The organism is Shewanella sp. ISTPL2 (genome assembly GCF_013283205.1).
GTDB classification, from domain to species: domain Bacteria; phylum Pseudomonadota; class Gammaproteobacteria; order Enterobacterales; family Shewanellaceae; genus Shewanella; species Shewanella oncorhynchi.
In genome coordinates this window covers 2784446-2804989 of sequence record NZ_JAAPAV010000001.1, presented here as the reverse complement: position 1 = coordinate 2804989, position 20544 = coordinate 2784446, and the positions used below count along the sequence as shown (strand labels likewise).

At 45.9% G+C, this 20544-nt stretch carries 18 protein-coding genes; 9 read left to right on the top strand and 9 right to left on the bottom strand.

The features are described 5' to 3' along the window. Window positions 1-8 precede the first annotated feature (8 nt). Entirely contained in the window at window positions 9-938 is a 930-nt protein-coding gene (locus HUB64_RS12320; RefSeq protein ID WP_173245916.1) for an AraC family transcriptional regulator, read from the bottom strand. A 505-nt stretch (window positions 939-1443) separates the two neighbouring features. On the opposite strand from HUB64_RS12320, the gene HUB64_RS12315 reads away from it, so the two are divergent. The 4 genes from HUB64_RS12315 (at window position 1444) to HUB64_RS12300 (ending at window position 6750) form a co-directional block, all read left to right on the top strand. After that, window positions 1444-2736, top strand: coding sequence for an MFS transporter (locus HUB64_RS12315; RefSeq protein ID WP_173497088.1), 1293 nt, complete (start codon window positions 1444-1446; stop codon window positions 2734-2736). Next, window positions 2733-3575, top strand: a complete 843-nt coding sequence (locus tag HUB64_RS12310; RefSeq protein WP_173497087.1) for an ROK family protein — start codon at window positions 2733-2735, stop codon at window positions 3573-3575. The genes HUB64_RS12315 and HUB64_RS12310 overlap by 4 nt, the downstream gene beginning before the upstream one ends. Beyond that, on the top strand, window positions 3572-6313 hold the full coding sequence (locus HUB64_RS12305) for a family 20 glycosylhydrolase (protein WP_173497086.1): 2742 nt from the start codon (window positions 3572-3574) through the stop codon (window positions 6311-6313). Before HUB64_RS12310 ends, HUB64_RS12305 begins: the two co-directional genes overlap by 4 nt. Before the next feature lie 194 nt (window positions 6314-6507). Further along, window positions 6508-6750 carry a hypothetical protein gene (locus HUB64_RS12300; protein ID WP_173497085.1) on the top strand — a complete coding sequence of 81 codons (243 nt, stop codon included), beginning with the start codon at window positions 6508-6510 and terminating at the stop codon, window positions 6748-6750. A gap of 129 nt (window positions 6751-6879) precedes the next feature. On the opposite strand, the gene HUB64_RS12295 is transcribed toward HUB64_RS12300, so the two are convergent. The 3 genes from HUB64_RS12295 to HUB64_RS12285 form a co-directional block, all read right to left on the bottom strand. Further along, window positions 6880-7389, bottom strand: coding sequence for a YgjV family protein (locus tag HUB64_RS12295; RefSeq protein ID WP_173497084.1), 510 nt, complete (start codon window positions 7387-7389; stop codon window positions 6880-6882). Between the two features lie 139 nt (window positions 7390-7528). Further along, entirely contained in the window at window positions 7529-8140 is a 612-nt protein-coding gene (locus tag HUB64_RS12290; RefSeq protein WP_173497083.1) for a Crp/Fnr family transcriptional regulator, read from the bottom strand. Between the two features lie 23 nt (window positions 8141-8163). Further along, on the bottom strand, window positions 8164-8790 hold the full coding sequence (locus HUB64_RS12285) for a fumarylacetoacetate hydrolase family protein (protein WP_131525338.1): 627 nt from the start codon (window positions 8788-8790) through the stop codon (window positions 8164-8166). Window positions 8791-8997: 207 nt separating this feature from the next. Between HUB64_RS12285 and HUB64_RS12280 the strand changes: the two genes are divergently transcribed. Further along, complete coding sequence (locus HUB64_RS12280; protein ID WP_173497082.1) at window positions 8998-11025, top strand: methyl-accepting chemotaxis protein; 2028 nt, start codon at window positions 8998-9000, stop codon at window positions 11023-11025. Between the two features lie 19 nt (window positions 11026-11044). On the opposite strand, the gene HUB64_RS12275 is transcribed toward HUB64_RS12280, so the two are convergent. Further along, entirely contained in the window at window positions 11045-12058 is a 1014-nt protein-coding gene (locus HUB64_RS12275) for a succinylglutamate desuccinylase/aspartoacylase family protein (protein WP_028760658.1), read from the bottom strand. Between the two features lie 124 nt (window positions 12059-12182). After that, entirely contained in the window at window positions 12183-12761 is a 579-nt protein-coding gene (locus tag HUB64_RS12270) for a MarR family winged helix-turn-helix transcriptional regulator (RefSeq protein WP_173497081.1), read from the bottom strand. Window positions 12762-12991: 230 nt separating this feature from the next. Between HUB64_RS12270 and HUB64_RS12265 the strand changes: the two genes are divergently transcribed. Next, a complete protein-coding gene (locus HUB64_RS12265; RefSeq protein WP_173497080.1) occupies window positions 12992-14197 on the top strand; it encodes an MFS transporter in 1206 nt (401 codons plus the stop codon). A 98-nt stretch (window positions 14198-14295) separates the two neighbouring features. On the opposite strand, the gene HUB64_RS12260 is transcribed toward HUB64_RS12265, so the two are convergent. Continuing rightward, on the bottom strand, window positions 14296-14859 hold the full coding sequence (locus HUB64_RS12260) for an alkylphosphonate utilization protein (protein WP_011790067.1): 564 nt from the start codon (window positions 14857-14859) through the stop codon (window positions 14296-14298). A gap of 134 nt (window positions 14860-14993) precedes the next feature. Continuing rightward, window positions 14994-17213, bottom strand: coding sequence for a TonB-dependent receptor (locus HUB64_RS12255; protein ID WP_173497079.1), 2220 nt, complete (start codon window positions 17211-17213; stop codon window positions 14994-14996). 336 nt (window positions 17214-17549) lie between these two features. On the opposite strand from HUB64_RS12255, the gene HUB64_RS12250 reads away from it, so the two are divergent. Beyond that, a complete protein-coding gene (locus tag HUB64_RS12250) occupies window positions 17550-18263 on the top strand; it encodes a DUF2461 domain-containing protein (protein ID WP_173497078.1) in 714 nt (237 codons plus the stop codon). 92 nt (window positions 18264-18355) lie between these two features. Here HUB64_RS12250 and HUB64_RS12245 read toward each other — a convergent pair whose 3' ends face one another. Further along, window positions 18356-18952 carry a TetR/AcrR family transcriptional regulator gene (locus HUB64_RS12245; RefSeq protein ID WP_173497077.1) on the bottom strand — a complete coding sequence of 199 codons (597 nt, stop codon included), beginning with the start codon at window positions 18950-18952 and terminating at the stop codon, window positions 18356-18358. Window positions 18953-19148: 196 nt separating this feature from the next. On the opposite strand from HUB64_RS12245, the gene HUB64_RS12240 reads away from it, so the two are divergent. Together HUB64_RS12240 and HUB64_RS12235 are read left to right on the top strand one after the other, a co-directional pair. Next, on the top strand, window positions 19149-19775 hold the full coding sequence (locus tag HUB64_RS12240; RefSeq protein ID WP_173497076.1) for a glutathione S-transferase: 627 nt from the start codon (window positions 19149-19151) through the stop codon (window positions 19773-19775). Window positions 19776-19853: 78 nt separating this feature from the next. After that, window positions 19854-20522, top strand: coding sequence for a glutathione S-transferase family protein (locus HUB64_RS12235; protein ID WP_014610189.1), 669 nt, complete (start codon window positions 19854-19856; stop codon window positions 20520-20522). Window positions 20523-20544 lie beyond the last annotated feature (22 nt).

Sequence of the window (20544 nt, the reverse complement as noted above, 5' to 3'; positions counted from 1 at the left end):
AAGAATGGTTAAATTGCCCTTTGTTTACTGCTAAAGCACTGACGAAAACGACTCGGCGTGACACCTTTAAATTGAATGAAACGCCGATTAAAATTAGATAAGTTGTTGAAACCACACTGATCGCTGATGGTTGATATCGGACTTTGATTTGACAGCAGTAACTTGCACGCCTTAGCTATCCTGAGTTGATTGATAAACTCAGTTAAGGTTTTCTCGGTGCGTTTTTTAAAGAATCGATGGAAATGATTGGTGCTCATGTGCGCTAACTTTGCCAAATCCTGTGCCGACAAGGCCTGAGTGTAATTGTCATAAATATGCTCAATCACTTTATCGAGCTTTTTCACGGTAAAGTCGAGTTTACTACCGTGGGTAAACAAGGTGCTCGACAAGAGTTCTTGCTGACTATCCTGTTGTAATAACGCTAATAATTCCAATAACAAAATATAGCGTCTAAAAGGATTGGCCGTCTCCATCGCGATAAACACACTATGGGCCTTACGCGCCGTTTCCTCACTAAACAACACACCTCGTTTGGCATGGGTCAAAAGTGAATGCAAAGACGCTAACTCACGTTGCTCATTCACAATTTGGTGTAGCCAGACCGCTGGAATTTGTGCCACATAAACGACTTCCTGCACCCTCGCATTCGAAGTGCCGTCTTTTAGCGCGTTGCCATTTGATATCTCGTCAGTTGAAACACCAAGGTTCGCCTCGGATTGCCAGCCGTGGGGCATATCTGGGCCTATGATCACTAAATCATAATCGCCATAACGGGCAATATGGTCGCCCACATAACGCATACCATAACTGTTGAGGGTTAAGCAGATTTCGTACTCGGGGTGATAATGCCAATTGAGATCCATGTGCTCCCATTCATAACGAAAGTAACGCCAAGAACTGTTTTCATCGGGGATCACTTTTTCACACAGAGGTTTCATCCATTAAACTCCAGTTGCTCATTCCTTTACCTTAGCTTCAATCAGCTCTTATAGTTCAACGCCATTCACTCAAGCTAGCCGTTATGCCAACCTGTTAAATTATTCAATTACTTAGACCTTATTTTTAATGCCAGCCTTGACCTATCAGCGCGGCGAAATAGCTGTGCCTTCGCGCACTATTGTCTATAGCAAGTCAGCCTTGCAGTGATACTAAAATCCGCCACTCCAATACTATTCTATCCAATGTTAATTAAAGGTAACTATTTTACAAGTAAATAGGTTATCAGCAGAGGCTAAAACATGGTTTTCTCTATGCTCATCCGCAGCAGCTATCTGCTGCCCACTATCTACAGCAAGTATTTACAGCACCTGATGTAAATCAGCCCAATCAGCGCAAACACGATTTGACTATGTGAGAAAAGTATCGACAGAGGCACCATTCGTATCACCACCAAGGCGAGCGTCAAGCCACAATGAATTTCACTTAATTCAATTGGCTAAGCACATGAAACACAAACTCATCATTCTGTTTGTTCTCTGCACTTTCTTTGTGATTTCCTTGATGACCAACAGCATGGGGCCGATTTTCCCTGCGTTAATTGACAGTTATGCTATCGGCCTGACGTTGGCGGGGTTATTTCCCTTTGCGTTTTTTATCGCCTACGGCGTGACATCGATTCCTGCGGGGATTTTGGTGGACAAGTACGGTGAAAAGCGGGTGATCATCTTAGCCTTTAGCCTCGCGTTTATCGGCGCCGTGACTTTTGTGTGTCTGCCCACCTTTAGCATCGCCATGTTTAGCCTGTTTTGTATTGGCACTGGCATGAGTTTATTGCAGGTAGCAGTGAATCCCTTATTGCGACAAGCTGCGGGGCCAGAGCATTTTGCCTTTTTCTCCGTACTGGCCCAACTTGCCTTTGGCGGCGCCGCGACCTTAGCGCCGCTGGTGTATCAGCATTTTGTCGCCTTAGATCAAGCCAGTGTTGCATCAGCCAACTATGTGCAACAGCTATTGCCCGAGAACATGAGTTGGCTCGCCATGTATTGGTTATTCGCCGTGGTCGCGCTCGCCATGGTGCTCTTTGCCAGCCTAGTGAAGATGCCCAAAGTGAATAAACTGGCAGATGAGTCGGTAGGTGCCCTCGAGACCCATTTACGCCTTTTCAAAGATAAAACCGTTTTTAAATTCTTCTTCGCTATCGCCGCCTACGTTGCGCTTGAGCAAGGGCTTGCTAACAGTATCTCAGTCTTTTTGCTGCAATATTATGGTCTTGACACCTTAAGTGTCGGCGCCAATGTGGTTAGCGATTTTTGGTTTTACATGACGCTCGGCTGCCTACTCGGTTTACTGCTACTTAAACTTATCGACAGTCAGATCTTGCTGCTCAGTTTTTCCCTTAGTTCACTGGTTTGTTTTCTGGTGGCGATATGGGGACCGAGCCAACTAGCATTAATTTGTTTCCCATTGGTTGGCTTTTTCATTTCTATCATGTGGTCGGTGATCTTCTCGTTGGCGCTCAATTCGCGCACTCAAGATCATGGATCATTCGCCGGCATTCTCTGTACCGGCATTATCGGCGGCGCGTTTATCTCGCCGATCATTGGTGTTATCAGCGAGCTATCCGGCGAGTTACGGCTCGGGATGTTAGTGCTGTTAATCCCTATGGCTTACATAGGTTATGTGGCCCTAACGGCTCGTCCCTTGATTAAAAACACTACCCTGTTCTCAGCGAAAGCGGCATCAAAGGATGCCGTTCCTATGGCAACAAACAACACGAGAGGCAACAAGCTATTATGAGCGTCCTATGTTTAGATCTTGGGGGAACTAAACTGATGTTGGCACAGGTGGAAGGTAAAACCTTACTCGACACTTGGCGGTATCCTGTTCCCGCAGATGGCAATTTTGAACAATTATTCGATTTCCTCGTGACCTGTATCCACAGCCACCTCACATCTGAAACCTGTGGTATTTCCATCGGGATACCCGGTATGGTGGATATGCACAGCGGCACTTTACTCGAAGTGCTCAACATCCCAGCACTAACGGCAACGCGGTTAGCCCAGCAGCTTAAAAATACCTTTGAAATGGATGTTGTTGTGAATAATGACGCTAACCTGTTTGCCCTCGGCGAAGCTGTACTCAATCACAATCAAGACATGCTCGGGATTACCTTAGGCACTGGCGTAGGCGCTGGGGTGATTTTTAATGGTCAGCTGTATTCGGGTAAACATTGCGCCGCAGGTGAAATAGGTAGTTTGAGTTATCGTGATGGCATTATTGAGCACTACTGCTCGGGGCAATACTTCACCACTCATCATCACATGAGTGGTGAGCATTTGTACCAAAAAGCCTGTGAAGGTGACAGCCAAGCGCTACAAGCCTTCGCCCATTTTGGCGAACACTTGGCGCACATGATCGCCCAAACCTTACTAGTATACGATCCCAAAGATATCATCCTTGGCGGCTCAGTCAGCCAAAGCTTTCCCTTTTTTATTGAAGCGCTTAAACAGAAATTGCAAAGTTTAGTCTATGGCCCGCAACTGACAGACTTGACGATTTCAGCCAGCCAACATCACAATGCAGCCCTCATAGGTGCCGCGCAGTGGTTTTTACAACAAAAGGACTCAGCTAAGTGAAAGGACAAATAACACAGAAAGGGAAAATACAGTGGCAGAGGATTAAGACGGCCTTAGTCAGCGGCGTGATGGCAGTGCTTCCCGTGGCGTCGGTGCTTTCAATACTTGTTATGCCATCAGTACTGGCCGCCAATGCTGTGCAGGAGGCAAATCATGTCGCGCTGAATCAATTGGCCGATAAGCTCCAATTAAATTATCAGCTAACCGCTAGTTATCTTGAAACCTGTCCCGCTAAAGAAGCCCAATGCTATCGCTCCGCCATTGAGCTAACCCTGCCCACTCAGTTATCCAACGACAAGTTATCCAGCGAAGAGCTAAATCATGGCGACTGGCAAATTTATTTCAGCCAATTATCGCCCGTTTATTTCGTCGATGCGGGTGACTTTAGCATTGAGCATATCAATGGCGATTTACATAAAATCACTCCTAAAGCCAGCTTTAAGGGCTTCGTCGCCAATCAAGTTTATCATATTGAGTTTTATAGCAAAGGTAGCCAAATCACCCGTTCCGAGTTTATGCCAAACTTCTTTGTCGCTATGGGCGATAAGGCGCAGATCATAAAGAGCACTCAAACAAGGCGCGATAAAGAAACAGGTTTAGCCGAGCAAGACTACCTGGCGCCCTTTAATGCAGAGAAACAATTCTTACTGGCAAAAAACGATGCAACCCCCTTTGCCGATGGCAAGTATTTAGCAGAGCAATATCAAGCCTTAGCCGCAGACAAAGCACCTGACATTAGCGGCAAACTCATCCCCACGCCACTTCATAGCCAAAGCCTAAACTCAGCGCCTTTATCCCTTGCTAAAGGTTATCGACTCACGGCTGCAACTGTCGATTTTAAGGGACGGCAGGCGGCATTTGATTACCTCGATTCTTTAGGCTTTTCGGCCAAGGACAAAGGCACGCCGCTATTATTGCAACTCGATACTCAAGCACCTAAAGTTGCAAGCACTGGAGCCCATGATAGTGAAATTAAAAGCAGCGAAGCCTATCGGTTAACCATAACGGCTGAGCAAATCAGTATTCGAGCGGGCAGTGAAGCAGGACTCTTCTATGGCCTACAAAGCCTAGCTGGGTTGATCAGTTTAAGTGACGATCAACTCGTCGCCATCGAGATCCAAGACCAACCTCGCTACGCCTTTCGCGGCCTGCATATCGATTTAGCCCGTAACTTCCACTCGCTCGATTTTATTAAACGCATTATCCCACAGCTCGCCGCCTATAAAATCAATAAGCTGCATTTGCACTTAGCCGACGATGAAGGCTGGCGTTTAGCCATCCCCGGCTTACCTGAACTGACCGATGTGGGTGCAAAACGCTGTTTCGATTTAACCGAGAAAACCTGTTTATTGCCACAACTGGGCAGCGGCATAGCGGACGTAAATCCCGTCGATGGCTACTTAACCGTGGCGCAATACCAAGAAATATTACAACTAGCTGATGCTCACCATATCGAAGTGATCCCTTCACTGGACATGCCGGGGCATTCACGCGCCGCAATAAAATCCATGGAGGCGCGTTATCACCATTACCTCGCCAAGGGAGACAAAGATAAGGCGGAGGAGTTTTTACTGACTGAATTTGCAGATAAAACCCAATATTCGTCGATTCAGTATTACCACGACAACACACTCAATGTGTGTCTGCCGAGTACCTATCACTTTATTGATACTGTGATTGATGAAGTTAAAAAGATGCACCAAGCCGTAGGCATTCCTTTAGTGCATTACCACATAGGCGCCGATGAAACCGCAGGCGCTTGGGTAGAATCCCCTGCGTGTATCGCAATGAAAAAACAAAAAGCCGATGAGTTAACCGGACTGCATTCGCTCAATGGTTACTTTATCGAACGCGTTGCTAATATGCTGGCGGAGAAAGGGATTATTGCCGCTGGTTGGAATGATGGTATGGGTGAAGTGCGTCCCGAAAACATGCCCGCCCAAGTGCAATCTAACGCTTGGTCGCAGATTTCAAACAACGGCCATCAAATCGCCCATAAGCAAGCAAATCTTGGCTGGAAGGTCGTTATCTCAACGCCAGAAGTCACCTATTTCGATTTCCCCTACGCTAGCCATCCAGATGAGCGCGGCAATCATTGGGCCTCGAGGGCAATAGACAGTTTTAAGGTGTTTAGCTTTATGCCCGATAATCTGCCCGCCCATGCCGAGCGCTGGCACAATAGCTTAAATCAGCCATTTGTGTCGGACGATAGCCGCAGCCAGCTCAAACCGGGACACGGTTTTTACGGCTTGCAGGGACATCTTTGGAGCGAAATGGTGCAATCGGACGAGCAAGCAGAATACATGTTATTCCCGCGCATGGTCGCCCTCGCCGAACGGGCATGGCATAAGGCTCCATGGGAATTAGCCTATGATTATCAAGGTAAAATATATAGTCAGCAAACTCAACATTTTGCCCGCCAACTCAATGGCCAAGCCGAGCAAGTGCTCAAACAGGATTGGCAAACCTTCGCCGCGGTTTACGCCAATAAAGTGCAACCTAAGTTAGCAAAAGCGGGAGTTTTCTATCGCATAGCACCGCCTGGAATACGTGTTGAACATCAGCAGTTAGTGCTCAATAGCTTATATCCCAATGCCGAGTTGGAATACCAACTCGACTCAGGACCTTGGCTAAGCTACCGCCAAGCTTTCAAGCTTAATGATGTCAAACACATCCGCGCCAGAGTCAAAGATGGCGCACGTTACTCTCGCCCATCGACTTGGCAAAGCTCCCTCTAATCGTTCATCGCACAATGTCGGCCATCACATGTGATGGCCGATACGTTAATTGACTATTAATACCACTGGTCGATGGGTTAAGCATGAGCTTACATTGAGGCTTTTCAATAACAGCGCAACTCAGGCTATAATCTCGCTATTCGCGATGACACTCTCGTGATAATACTTTATCAAGCCTAAGGATCTGCCAACCGATGACAACTGCTTCTACTAGCCCCTTTGCCGTGTTAAACCAAACCACAGCAACCTCGTTTAATGAACAGAAAAATCTGATTAAACGGGTATTTAAAGGTAAGCCAGTGCAATGTCCTAGCTGTAAACAGACACTTAAAGTCATATTGCCTGAGCAGGCAAAGGCAGAACAAACCGCAGGAATTTACTGTGCTAAGGGCTGCACTGATATCGAACTCGATATGGAAGCCGTCGCGGGACTCTAATCATTCCAGATCCAACCCACACTGGCATTAGCCTCACATCGACGGCCAAGCGACGATTACAACAGTCACTGTAATTCGCCGTTATGAAGTAAATATCTCTCTAATTATCAATGAGATTATTTAAACTGATCACGGCAGTTGCTTAAGCTGCCCACGAAAATAGTGTCGATAATAGCCCACCAAATTACTGCCAATAAAGAGTACCTCCATTAACACTGCCACAGGCGATCCCACTAAGGCATTGTGAACGAGCCAAAAACTGGTTCCGACTATCATAAGCAGTCTGAGATCTTTATCCCTTTGACAGAATGCGGCGCGGGTTTGAAACAAGGTACCTATACAACTGATCACAGTCGTTACCCCATTAAAGGTCACAATGCTCATCACAAGTGCAGCAATAGAGAAACACCATAGGGCTACTTTTGAGGTGGTAAAAATACTGATGAGATAACGCACTGTGGCTATGCCCATTAAGCCTGCGGCAGTCCATTGCTCCAGCAAACAAAAATGAATTGAAATCAAGATGCCAGACACAAAAAGGCAGGCGACTATCCGCTCCCGCGCCTTAAATTGAAACGAAATCAGATCGAAGATAATGGCTATCGCCACCAAAACTTGAGACAAAGTAAACGCAGTCAACTTATTAAGCTCCTTCGCTTTAAGCAATAATGCGCACTCTGATTGAAAGCCTTATAGACTTGAGAGCGCAACTTAAGGCGCAGCATCATGGGAATCGCGCTTTAGCGCATTAACTTAAGTTAACTGGGAGCAAAAACCGTTAAAGAGAGTCTTGAAGTCGTCTACGCATACGCGACAAACTGATTGCCGTAATGCCAATATAATTAGCTAGCTGACCTTGGCTTAACCGCTCAAGCCAAAGTGGTGAATGTTCGCGTAAATACAGATAACGTTGCTCAGGTGTGTGCAGCAGTAAAAAGGCTTCCTTTTGTTCTTTATACAATAATTGCTGTTTAAGTAACCCAAGTTGCACTGACTGCAGCGAAGTATCATCCAACACAGATAACGGCATTTGGATAAGTTTACAGGCGCTTAAGGCTTCTAATTGGTAACGAGCGGGAATTTGCTTAAGCCAACTGACATACAAAAAACACAGTTCACCCTCGAAATAAAACTCTTTACAGCGCTCTATGCCCTCCTGAGTATAATGGCAAGCGCGCACGATACCATCCACAACAAAATATGCCTGTGACTGCTCATTTCCTTGGCCAAGAAGCACCTCTCCCGCCGGCACGTTCAACGCTTTAAACTGTGGTAAGTAACGTTCAACAGCAGCTTGACTCGCCCCTAACGCAATCAAATATTGTTGCAGTGGCTGGCAAGTTGACACCTGCAATACAGCAGTCTTTTTTACGTCATCAGGTTCAATCATGCGAGCAACTCAGCGATTTATCACTAAACACTTAACCACTGCCATTCGAGTAAGGGTTCAGCACTCGCTTGCAGGCCACGGCTCAGCGTGACGTTAAATACACTTTTAGCGGGAATGCTTCCCACGCCCTTGGGCGTGCCTGTCATTACAATATCGCCCTCATCGAGACTGATAAATGCCTGTAGCTCGGACAATATGGTCTGAGGTTTGTAAATCATTAAATCGATATGCCCCTCTTGGACCAAGTTATCGTTGATACTCAAGGTGAAATGCAGCTGTGCCTCTGCATCATCAATCGCCACAAACGGACTGAATAACGCAGCACCATCGAAGGCTTTTGCTCGCTCCCAAGGTAATCCCTTAGCTTTTAACTTAGTTTGCAAATCACGTTTTGTGAGATCTAAACCGACGGCGACGCTACTGAAACGGCCATTTTGAAACATAAAACACAGCTCGGTTTCATAATGCAAGGTTTCCCCTTGATGCTCAGAATGAAGCACAGTCGAAATGGCCGAATTGGGCTTTAAAAATACCACCATATCCTCGGGAATTTCGTTACCTAATTCATGGATATGCTCAACATAGTTACGCCCAATGCAGAGAATTTTTGTCGGTACGATAAGGTTTTCACCTAACACGACTGATTTCATCTTTAATCCTTTTTAAGCTAGGGTTGAGATTATTTTAAATAACAAAATCAATTAGTTAACCTAAATTAAATCTAAACGTTCAATTGAACTAATCACTGTACTTATGACGAACTCTGCTACACTTAAATCAATATTTCAACGAAAACAGCGATCTAACCATTAATAAACCCATTTTACAGGGACAGTCATAGAAGAGGTTTTCGCACTATGTTAACGCTTACCATAAAACAAAAAATCATCTTTAGTTTTAGTGCAATTGGCGCGCTGCTCATCGCTGGTAGTAGCTTTTTCTACTATTCACTCTCCCAAGTGCAAACCGCCTATCAAAATATTGAAACCTTAGCCGTACCCGTGCAAAAGCAGAGTAATAGCTTACAACTAGTGCTATTAAAAATGTCACGCCTTGCCACCCTAGCCCATAGTCAGCAAGACACTGCCGCCTTAACCAAAAGTCAGCAAGCATTTACCGCGCTGCAGAAGAAATATCAAAGTATCGAAAATGAGTTAATTGAGCGAGTTGCAGATCAACCTAAGATGCAAACATCCCTAAACGAAGCGCAGGCAAGATACCAAGCCTATTTGCAGCAAAGCCAAGCCATGTTTAGCGCTAAACTCGCCAATGAACAAGCAAAACGGCAGTACCTGCAACTCTTTGAGCGCTTTAACCATGCCAAGACCAACGCCAGTAATGCGATGATTGATCTCGAAACTCTTTCCATCCCCGATAATCCCACTTTACTCGAAGAAATTGTCGGCACAGGTACTCGCATTGACGACATGCTCTATACGCTAGCCAACACTATGGGGGAACTGATCCACACTCAAAGTTTGGATGTTATTCAATCGCACCAACAGGATGTCGGTATTTTACTGGGGAACCTCACCACTAACTTTACCTTTTTAAAACAACAAACAGATGGGCTTGATACATTAGGCCTACTGCAAACATTCGAGCAAGAATATGCGATTATCAATACCTTACTCGCAGCGCCTGCCGAACTTTATAAAGTGCAGGAAGCCGTAGTTGAGGCACAACGACAAGCAGAGCAACATTACCTCGATGCCGATAAAGAGTTTAATGCGAATAATCTCGCCTTAGATAAGTTAATCAACTTAGCCGACCGCCGATTTACCAGCCTGCAAACCATTGCCAGTAATGATATTCAACAGGGTCAAACCTTAGCGATTGTACTAGCACTGGTATTTATCATCATGGTGAGTTTTATCTCCTTCTTCACCTCCAAGGCCATGCTCAATCCCTTGGCCTTAGTGAACGGCGCACTTGCCAGTATCGCTCGAGGGGATTTATCTAAACGCATTCATAAACGCCATAACGATGAATTTGGTGCCCTAATCGATAACATGAATACCTTGAGTGACGATCTTGCCAAGCTGTTAACCAATATCAGCCAAAATGCCCATTCATTGGACAGCTCTGCCACCCAAACCAATGAGCAAGGCCAGCGCATCGCCAATGCCGCAACGGCGCAAATCAGTCGAGTCGATGAAACGAAAGCCTTGGCAGAACAGATGTTTACTAGCTCAAATCTAGTGACAGAACAGGCCAGTGAGTCGGCGAGACAAATCAGTCAAGCCTCGAAATACGGTAATCAAGTGAAGCAAATTGCCGATGATAATCGCAATAAAATTGCCGAACTGAGCGCCCGTTTAAGTAGCTCAGTTGAAGTCATGTCTCGCTTGAGCATTCAAAGCGATAATATTGGCAGCATTTTAACCACCATTAGCAGCATTGCCGAACAAACCAATTTGCTGGCACTGAACGCCGCCATTGAAGCCGCCAGAGCGGGGGAACATGGTCGTGGTTTTGCCGTCGTGGCCGATGAAGTGCGATCACTTGCTTCACGCACCCAAGCCGCCACCGCCGAAATTCAAACCATGATCACGGCCCTGCAAAAAGAAACGTCCACGGCAGCCGATGCGATTACTACGGGGCAAAATCAAGCAAATGAGTGTGTCGGACAAAGCCAAACCCTGCAGGATGCTATCGCTCACATAGAAAGCACCTTACATACCCTCAATAAAATGAGTCTAGAGATCACCCACGCCGCCCACGAGCAGTTAGATTACAGCCAGCGGATTGAGTCGAGCATGAGTGAGGCGGCACAATCTGCAGACCAAAATGCCAATGAAGCTATGGACATGGCCAAACGCAGCAACGAAGTCACTCTGCTTGCCCATTCACTCACCAGCTCAGTGGAGCGGTTTAAACTGTAGAGGTGATGGGACCTAGAATCTAGGCATATTCCATCAGGAATTCATCGAGCTGTTCGTTGGCAATTTCAATCTCGTCACCTTCGAACTGGGCGATATGAAACATACCCTCACCTTCGTTAGTCACAGGGATATTACTTATTCCTATGATAATACCGTCAGTTGGCGCGCGAATGGCCACACTGTCACCGCCGTGGGGGCTGACGATATGGGCAATGATATAACCCTTAGTCACCCGCTGGCCGAGTTTAAGCTTCATATTCACTAAACCATCGGATTCACTGCGCACCCAATAACTGCGAATAGCACTGACACTCGCGCCTTTGTTACTCACTCGCCCTTTAAGCATATCTAAACTGCGCATCACATTGAGCACACCTTTGAGGCCAGATTTTATCGACAACTCGCTAAAACGTAACGCCTCTCCAGCCTCATATAAAATGCAAGGAATGCCCTGTTGATTAGCATAACCTCGCATAGAAACACTGCGCGCTTTAGAATGCATGATCAGCGGTGCACCAAAGGCATTCGCCATGGCCAGCATAGTCTCATCATTAGTATCACAGCGAATTTGCGGCAAATTATCCCTATGGACGGCCCCAGTATGTAAATCAATCACATGGGTTGCATGAACTAATAACTGAGTGGCAAACAGATTAGCTAAACGGCTTGCGAGCGCCCCTTTGCTAGAACCAGGAAAGCAACGATTTAAATCACGACGATCGGGTAAATAACGGGATTGCTGAATAAAACCAAACACATTCACTATTGGCACCACAATTAACGTGCCCGTCAGATTCTTTGGATTTACTCTGGCTAATAAACGCCGACAAATTTCGATACCATTAAGTTCATCCCCATGAATGGCGGCACAAACCAGTAAAGTCGGGCCAGGTTTGGCTCCGTGAAACACTTCCACATGAATATCGAGTTGCGTATCGGTATACAACTTAGCGGCAGGTAGTTTGATCCCTAATTGCGTCCCGGCTGTGACTCGTTTTCCCGCTAATTCAAATGCTTCACGTCTTTTTACCATGGCAACTCCCTTGTTCTATCAAATGTTATCCCGCGCGGTTGGCTCATGTTTACCGCATTTTGCCAAAGTGATCCGCTATTGCATATCAGCCTACTTTAAAGACTAAAGTGGGATTTTAAACGAATTATTGCGGCTCAAATTGGTTCAGCCAAGATTTTAAAATCTGCAGCAACACAGGCCTATCTTCAACGCTCACGCCCGCAAACAACGCACTTTGACATTGAATATGCTGAGGTAATGCCTTATCAATGAGCGCCTTACCCTCAGCAGTTAACGAGACATGGACGGCGCGGCGATCTTCCTTACTGTGCTCCCGCTCAATCAGCCCCTTATTTTCGAGTCTGTCTAAACGACTGGTCATAGCGCCAGAACTTAGCATCATGCTCTGATAAAGTTGCGAAGGCGAGAGTGTGAATGGTTCTCCCGAGCGCCTTAACGTCGCGAGCACATCGAACTCCCCCTGACCTAAGCCAAATTCGGCGTGGCATTGCAGCAGTACCACTTCGATATATTTCGTTAAACGAGCGATTCGCCCGAGCACAGCCATAGGGATCAAATCCTCAGTCACCCCTTGCTGTTGCCACTGTTCAACAATTCTATCGAGGCCATCTTCTTTGGTATTCGAATCCGCTTTCTTTTTATCCGTAGAACTCGCGTTAGTATCCGCAGGACTGGCATTAGTTAGCGTCATTTTAGCTGTCATAGGTTTATCTCAATATAAAGATTCTTTACATCATTCTTTACATCTTAGTCATTTTCTCGCAGAATTAAAATATCTTTATATCAAGATACATCTGAAAGAGATTCTTTTTGAATTGTAGTGATGTAGTTTCAACCTACTGTTGTTGAAAGGAAATCATCATGAGTATGCTAAATGCTGCTACAAATCACTTTTTCAGCAAATCAAACTCAGCTTATTTTTGGAGACAATCCATGCGATCCCCCCAGACAGAGAAAGCGAATTTATTGCTGCTCGGACTCGCGTTCATCCTTATTGGTCTAAATCTACGACCCATTCTCGCCTCCGTTGGGCCTTTACTGCCCAGCATACAAAAGGATATCAGCTTAAGTTTTACCTTAGCATCTATGCTGACATTGCTGCCCGTGCTCGCCATGGGACTGGGCTGTTTTGCAGGCTTTAGTATCGCCAAACGCTTAGGATTCAATACCGTAATGACAGGATCATTGCTACTGCTGATCGCCGCTACTGCAATGCGCTTCTGGGCGATAGATGCCAATTGGCTTATCTGCTCGGCATTACTGGCAGGGGTCGCAATCGCCCTCATTCAAACCATAATGCCCGCCATGATTAAGCTTAATTTTGGTGAACGGGTCCCCTTAATGATGGGGCTTTACGTCACCGCCATTATGGGTGGCGCCGCATTAGCGGCGAGTAGCGCGCCTTTTATCGGGATGAACTTAGGTTGGCGCGCGGGTCTAGGTCATTGGACTTGGCTAGGCATATTCGCACTCGTGCTGTGGCTCCTGATTAAACATAAAGCTGCACTACCGAGCCAAGCAAAAGAGCAAGCTTTGCAGCTTAACTTTTGGCGTTTTCGTCGCAGTTGGCTATTGGCGATATTTTTTGCATTAGGCACAAGTTGTTATGTCTGCGTACTTGCATGGTTAGCCCCCTACGCGGTCGAGCTAGGTTATAGCCAAACTCAATCTGGATTAGTGTTAGGTTTTTTAACCAGCATGGAAGTGATCGCGGGCTTAGTGTTTCCTTGGCTTGCCAGCAAGTCGACGGACAGACGTGCCATCATAGCCCTACTCTGCTTGCTACAACTCATTGGCTTTATGGGACTCGCACTCGCCCCTCAAGTATCGCTATTTTTATGGGCGGGACTTGCAGGATTAGGTATTGGCGGGATTTTTCCACTCGGGCTGATTGTCACTATGGATCATCAACAAAATCCTATGTTAGCAGGTAAATTAACCGCCTTCGTGCAGGGTGTGGGATATACCATAGCGGCTATCTCGCCTTGGATTGCCGGATTAATTCGCGATAATTTCAACAGCTTTAACAGTGCTTGGTTATTACTCGGTGGCTTAAGTGTGATCGCGTGGATATTATCTTGGCAATTTAATCCGCAGGGCTATGCACGCCAATATCAAATCACCCGCTGCGTATCTTAACTACCTAACTCAACATAAAAAAACCGCCATGTCGGCTAACGATCATGGCGGTTTTTTTTGTGTTGAGCTAAATAAATCGCGCTCACACTAAGCGAAACTTAAGACTTTTTAACGAAGCATGTCAGAATCACAATACGAGTACCGTTAACGCGGCCTTCGATATGCTCTGGGTTGTTGGTCAAAGCAATGTTACGCACAGCTGTGCCACGCTTAGCCACAAAGCTAGTGCCTTTCACGTTTAAGTCTTTGATGATGACCACAGTATCGCCAGCATTGAGCACTGCACCATTACTGTCTAACGTTGGCGTAGCATCGTCACCTGCTGCGGCAACTTCGGCATCACCCCACGCTTTTAAATCGTCTTCAAGATAAAGCATATCCAGCAAATCTTGCGCCCAGCTTTCGCCATTTAAGCGCTTAAGCATACGATATGACATCACTTGAACTGCCGGTACAGGACTCCACATGCTGTCATTCAGACAACGCCAGTGGTTCATGTCCATGGTATCTGGTGCCGCAATTTGGCCACTGCAGGTTTCACAAATCATGATCTCATTGTCACGGCCATCGGAGGCTGGCAGATCATAAATAGAGAGTTCAAGCTCGCTGCCACACAGTTCACACTTGCCGCCACAGCGACTTAGCAATTCATTTTCAGTCATTTTTCTGTTCTATATGCCTAGTAAAACGCGGATTATGCCATAAACTGGCATTTTTCGGCAGGGGGCTGAGGCAATATAACCCTATTTTTTATGAGCTATATATACCTAGTCCACACAGCCTTGGTGATTAGTCTTTAAAATTCATAGGCTAAACTCAAACGAACATCACGCCCTGCGGCGGGTATCCCATCGGAGAGAAACGGCACCACTTGCAGATCCGTAAGATTTTTTACCATCAAACGCACACTTAATCCCTTTAAGATGGCTTGAGGTTCATAGGCGAGATACACATTCTGTAGGAAATAATTCTCGCTTGGCGACTCGGCATTAAAGATATCACCGTGGGGGACATTGGTTTGCGCATCATACCAAGCGCCCTGCCAAGCGATAGAAATGTCATCTGTGATATACATGCCTAAACGCAAACGAATATCGAGCGGGGCTATGTTAGCTAAATATTCATCGTCATCTTGGCTGTCTCTGAGTGACCCATTGTGCTGTCCTTGCAGCCATGAAACCGCAAGATCACTGAACACATCTTGATAGCGATATTGGGCTTCAAAATCGGCACCGTAAATATGGTAACCATCAAGATTTGTATAACCACTTTGAATTAACTGGGTTTTATCAGACTTAGCTCCGCGGCGCTGGGCAATATCATCACGACCTAAATTGGCAAACAGGGTAATTTGCGTCGACAAAGCATCCTCATTGGCAATTACATGCTGATGCTGCGTCATTAGGCCTAATTTGAAGGCATGTAAGCGTTCGACATCAATGTCGCGACTCGTGCCGGTAATGCTGGCTTTAGCGTATTGCACGGCATAAATCTCATCCACCACAGGGGCTTGCAAGCTATAAGCGTAATCAAAGTTTAACCGAGCGTGATTTGTCAGTTGATAATCTATGCCTAATCTGGGTGAGAACCCCGAATGATGGGTTGAGCTATAGTCATGGCCCGCAGCAATATCATTGTAATCTGGTGCAATATTTGGTCGACCTATGCTGTAGATAAAGTCATATCGCAGCGAGGGAGTCACAGTTAAGTCATTAGTAAGATGAATTGCATCGCGAATATAGGCAGCATAGGTATCTTGACGGCCTTCAGGTTGGTAGTAAGGTGTGTACCAGCCAAAGTTTTTCTCGGGATTTGTTTCATAACTTTTGTTAAACACTAACGAAGTGCGGTCAAGACTACGGTACTGTAATCCTGTGGTGATCTCATGATCGCCAATCAAGCTCAAGTTGTTGATATCAATGTAGTCACGTTTATAGTCTAGCCAAGATTCGTGACCGAAGTTGCCTACGGAAACCGTCATTTTCTCCCACGCGATATCGGGTCTTACCCAGTGGCGTGCATTCGCCGAATGGGAAATCACCACTTGGGTATCGATCAGTGGATTACTCGGCGAATAGCGATAATTTGCCGACCAAGTGTTGTCTTCATAGGTGTTGTAGGCAGTTGTGGCATACAGAGCCTGCTCGTAGGAACCGTACTTTTTGATGTTGTAGTCCGAAATTGCAGGCATAGGGCCACGGCGGTTAGCCCAAGGTTTGCGGCCCTCATCAAGATAATGGGTCACGCTCAAGGCAAGTTGGTGATCGCCCTGCGCGTAATCCATCTTACCTAGGTAGTTATTTTGCTCATAACCTGAATATTCAAACTCTTCACCATTGGCTAAAGTGACATCCCCCGCATCGCGACGCGTAAGATGCAGCAAGCCAGATAGATGTGAATTCACGCGGCCATAAACTGTCCCCGTATAACCCATAGCGTCATTATTGCTGGCGTAGCTGGTTTTGACTCGCGCGCCAAGGGATTGATCATATTTAAGAAAATCATCAGCCGATTTAGTGACCACATACATGGCACCACCAAAACCGCCATTGCCCGAGCGCACATCATGGGCACCTTTAATTACTTCCACTCGCTTGATGAGGTCAGGATCGAGGAAAAATGAGCCGTAGCGATACTGCTCAAATCCCACCGGAGCATTATCCACATAAACGTTAAAATCTTCAGTCTCGCCAAAACCCCAGATATTAATCCGCTCACCGCCACTGCGGGTACCGCCATCGATATGCGCCCCCGCCATATCATCGATCACTTCGGCGAAAGTTGTCGCCTGCATCTCCTCGATTTGTTCCATGGAAATAATCGCTTCGCCGGGTTTAGCGACTGTGATGGCCCTGCGATATTGCTGCCCATGAACCTGCAGGATCTCAATCGGCTCAACCTTAGGCTCGCCCAATACCTCAGCGGCGTACAACGGCATTGAGGGCAATATACATAATCCCATAAGCGACAGATTTCTATTCGCTTTCCACTTATCACATTTAGGCAGGCAACCCATTCAACGTCATCCTATTAACAAACCAATCTAAAAATAGGGCGGCATTATAGGCACTAACGAACAAGATAAGAATAGTTCTCACTTAGCTTTACGTGTAAATAACCGACTTATTGAAAACAAGGTAGAAGCGGCACAATGCAAAAATTTAAGTGAAGATCTTGCCGAAGGATGGCAGTATTGGCACCCAACTTGGCAGTCTTAACTATCGTGTTTTAACTATCGTGAGTAAGAACGGGCGGGCGATACGGAAGGATATGTCAGCAACTCACCTTGCTCCTCAATCGGCATTAATACTGCTTGTGCTCGGTTTATCTGCATTAATAAGGTTCCCTGATAATGGCCACTCTAACAACTAAAATCCCCATCGCGACTGGTGCAACGTTCAGCGCGGCGAGCCTGCAATTTTTAAATCAACTGGCACAAAACAACTCCCGCGACTGGTTTAAAGCCCATCAGGCGGAATACGAAGAAACAGTGCGAACGCCTGCACTGCAGTTTATCGAGCAAATGCAGCCCAGTATCCTCGCCCTCTCGCCTAGGCTCACTGCCGTACCAAAAAAAGTCGGCGGCAGCTTGATGCGTCCCCAGCGAGACAGCCGTTTTAGCAAAGATAAAACGCCCTATAAAACCAATGTCGGCATTCAATTTCGCCATTTTCAAGGTAAAGACGTACATGCCCCGGGACTGTATCTACATATTGCCGAAGATGGCTGTTTTATTGCAGCAGGGATTTGGCACCCAGAATCAAAAGCCTTAAATGCCATTCGCACTTGTATTGATGAGAATCCTAACGGCTATAAAAAGGCGCTACAGACCTTACAAGGTCATGGATTTAATATGGATGGCGACAGCTTAACTAGACCACCAAAGGGATTTGATAAAAACCACCCTATGCTGATAGAGCTAAAACGAAAAGATTTTATCGCAGTTAAAAATATCGCCTTTGAGGAACTCTGCCGTCCAGATGCAGCCAGTTTTTGTGCAGAGCAGTTTGCACACTGCACTCAACTGATGGCCTATCTGTGTTTTGCGCTGGACTTGGACTTTTAGAAATAGGCTTTTAGAAATAAACTTTTAAAAATAGATTTCTAAAAACATGGCCTAGGCAAAAACCTAGGCCAATCAAACTATGTCATTTGCAGTTATGCAGTCTGATTAGCACTCAAACTACGTAAATAGTCTTGCAATACAACAAACGCATTGTCTAACAACTCATATTCGCCCGCCTTGCCTAACACTCTAATCCCTTGTAATTGCAGCACTAAAAAAGCAGCAACTTGATGTGGTTGCACATGGGCTAATAGCTCTCCACGCGCTTGGCAAACTTGTAACACTTGGGTGAATGAGGTCTGTAATCGACAAAATAATCGCTGACATTCCTGCAGCACACTTCCATCGTTAAGGCTCTTTTCGAGCACGGCATTTTGCATAAAACAGCCGTACTTTTGCTCCCGCTGCAAAGCAACAAAGCGCGCTAAATAAGCTTCTATTTCAGCCAAGCCCGCTTTTTCATGCAGCAAAGTATCTGAAGCGCCAAAAGAGTAATGATCAAGGTAAAAACGGAGGCACTCGCGGTAAAGATTCTGCTTGTCGCCAAAGCTGTTATAGAGACTAAATCGATTAATGCCTAAATGGCCGACGAGATCGGAAATTGAGGTTTCAGCAAAGCCCTTTTGCCAAAAAAGCTCCATCGCCAATATGAGTTTTTCTTGCCGATCAAAATTACAACTCCGTGCCATAGCCTGCGACCTAATCTCTTGAATACGCGTTCATGTTCAGCTTCACCATTCCTCTTTACTACAGAAAGTTGAGGGGTAAATCATTCTTGACTGATCGTTTAGATATGGCGTAAATTCTAACCTAACCGAACGTTCAGAAAAAGCCTTATATGCCCGAATCGAGCATAAAGCACTGATAAAAACTACAGGACTTTAGATGAAACTCTACGAATTAGCTCCGACTCCCAGCGCACGCCGCGTCAGTATTTTTCTTGCGGAAAAAGGTATAGAAGTGCCAAGAGTGAACGTCGATATCCGTGGAGGAGAAAATTTAAGCGCTGAGTTTAAAGCCAAAAGTGTAAATGGCCGCATTCCACTGCTCGAACTCGATGATGGCAGCTACCTGTGTGAATCTGTTGCCATTTGCCGCTATTTAGACGAAATTCACCCGAGTGAGCATTCACTGTTTGGTAATACACCGCTTGAGCGCGCCAAAGTAGAAATGTGGCAACGCATCATAGAGTTACAAGGATTAATGGTCGGGTTTCAAGCCTTTCGTAATTTAAGCGGTGTCTATAAAGACAGGGAAAATTGTGTCGAGTCTTGGGGCGTAGAATCACGCCAAAGGGTCATTGACTTCCTACCAACCTTAGACCAACAATTGAACACGTCAGCCTTTGTGGCAGGCGATGCATTCAGTATTGCCGATATTTCGGCTTACGTTTTTATCAGTTTTATTAAAAATTTAGACATCGAAGTGGCTGATAACTTGCCGCATCTCAAGGCTTGGTTCAACACTATGACGCAGCGTCCTGCCATAGTATCGTTAACCCCTAAAAAATAGCGGCGCTAATGCCTGATGATGAATATTCATGGGCACTAAAGTGAGTAGCTATAAGCGTTATAACCTTAAGGAATCATCATGATAGATTTATACACAGCCGCGACCCCTAATGGTTTTAAAATTTCCATCGCACTGGAAGAAATGGGACTTGAATATCGCGTCCATAAATTAGATTTCAGTACCAGTGAGCAAAAACAGCCCGAGTTTATTGCCATTAATCCCAATGGTCGCATTCCCGCCATTATCGACCGCGATAACGAGGATTTTGTGGTATTCGAATCAGGTGCGATTCTGCTGTATCTAGCCGAAAAAACAGGTAAATTCCTGCCAGCCGATCCGAAAAAGCGCTCACAGGTGATCCAATGGTTAATGTTCCAAATGAGCGGCGTCGGCCCCATGATGGGACAAGCCAACGTATTCTTTAGGTACTTCCCTGAAAAAATCCCCGCAGCCATTGACAGGTATCAAAAAGAAGGTCGACGTTTATTCGAGGTTATGAATACTCAACTAGCTACAAATCAATACCTTGCTGGTGACGAATACACGATTGCCGACATCGCAACTTGGCCTTGGGTGCGGATCCACGAGTGGAGCGGCATCAATATGGAAGGTCTGACACATTTGCAACGTTGGTTAGATGAGTTAGCACTCAGACCCGCGTGCCAAAAAGGCATAGTCACGCCACCACCGGTGGAAATGAGTGATGAAGAACGGGCTAAGCAAATCCAAAAGATGGTGACGAAATAATCACCTTCTAAGCGGTAATTGA

Bases quoted from the DNA above. Each gene is read 5' to 3' on its own strand.
- HUB64_RS12320 (WP_173245916.1), bottom strand. From the start codon at position 938: ATGAAACCTCTGTGTGAAAAAGTGATCCCCGATGAAAACAGTTCTTGG.
- HUB64_RS12315 (WP_173497088.1), top strand. From the start codon at position 1,444: ATGAAACACAAACTCATCATTCTGTTTGTTCTCTGCACTTTCTTTGTG.
- HUB64_RS12310 (WP_173497087.1), top strand. From the start codon at position 2,733: ATGAGCGTCCTATGTTTAGATCTTGGGGGAACTAAACTGATGTTGGCA.
- HUB64_RS12300 (WP_173497085.1), top strand. From the start codon at position 6,508: ATGACAACTGCTTCTACTAGCCCCTTTGCCGTGTTAAACCAAACCACA.
- HUB64_RS12290 (WP_173497083.1), bottom strand. From the start codon at position 8,140: ATGATTGAACCTGATGACGTAAAAAAGACTGCTGTATTGCAGGTGTCA.
- HUB64_RS12285 (WP_131525338.1), bottom strand. From the start codon at position 8,790: ATGAAATCAGTCGTGTTAGGTGAAAACCTTATCGTACCGACAAAAATT.
- HUB64_RS12280 (WP_173497082.1), top strand. From the start codon at position 8,998: ATGTTAACGCTTACCATAAAACAAAAAATCATCTTTAGTTTTAGTGCA.
- HUB64_RS12275 (WP_028760658.1), bottom strand. From the start codon at position 12,058: ATGGTAAAAAGACGTGAAGCATTTGAATTAGCGGGAAAACGAGTCACA.
- HUB64_RS12270 (WP_173497081.1), bottom strand. From the start codon at position 12,761: ATGACAGCTAAAATGACGCTAACTAATGCCAGTCCTGCGGATACTAAC.
- HUB64_RS12265 (WP_173497080.1), top strand. From the start codon at position 12,992: ATGCGATCCCCCCAGACAGAGAAAGCGAATTTATTGCTGCTCGGACTC.
- HUB64_RS12260 (WP_011790067.1), bottom strand. From the start codon at position 14,859: ATGACTGAAAATGAATTGCTAAGTCGCTGTGGCGGCAAGTGTGAACTG.
- HUB64_RS12255 (WP_173497079.1), bottom strand. From the start codon at position 17,213: ATGGGTTGCCTGCCTAAATGTGATAAGTGGAAAGCGAATAGAAATCTG.
- HUB64_RS12250 (WP_173497078.1), top strand. From the start codon at position 17,550: ATGGCCACTCTAACAACTAAAATCCCCATCGCGACTGGTGCAACGTTC.
- HUB64_RS12245 (WP_173497077.1), bottom strand. From the start codon at position 18,952: ATGGCACGGAGTTGTAATTTTGATCGGCAAGAAAAACTCATATTGGCG.
- HUB64_RS12240 (WP_173497076.1), top strand. From the start codon at position 19,149: ATGAAACTCTACGAATTAGCTCCGACTCCCAGCGCACGCCGCGTCAGT.
- HUB64_RS12235 (WP_014610189.1), top strand. From the start codon at position 19,854: ATGATAGATTTATACACAGCCGCGACCCCTAATGGTTTTAAAATTTCC.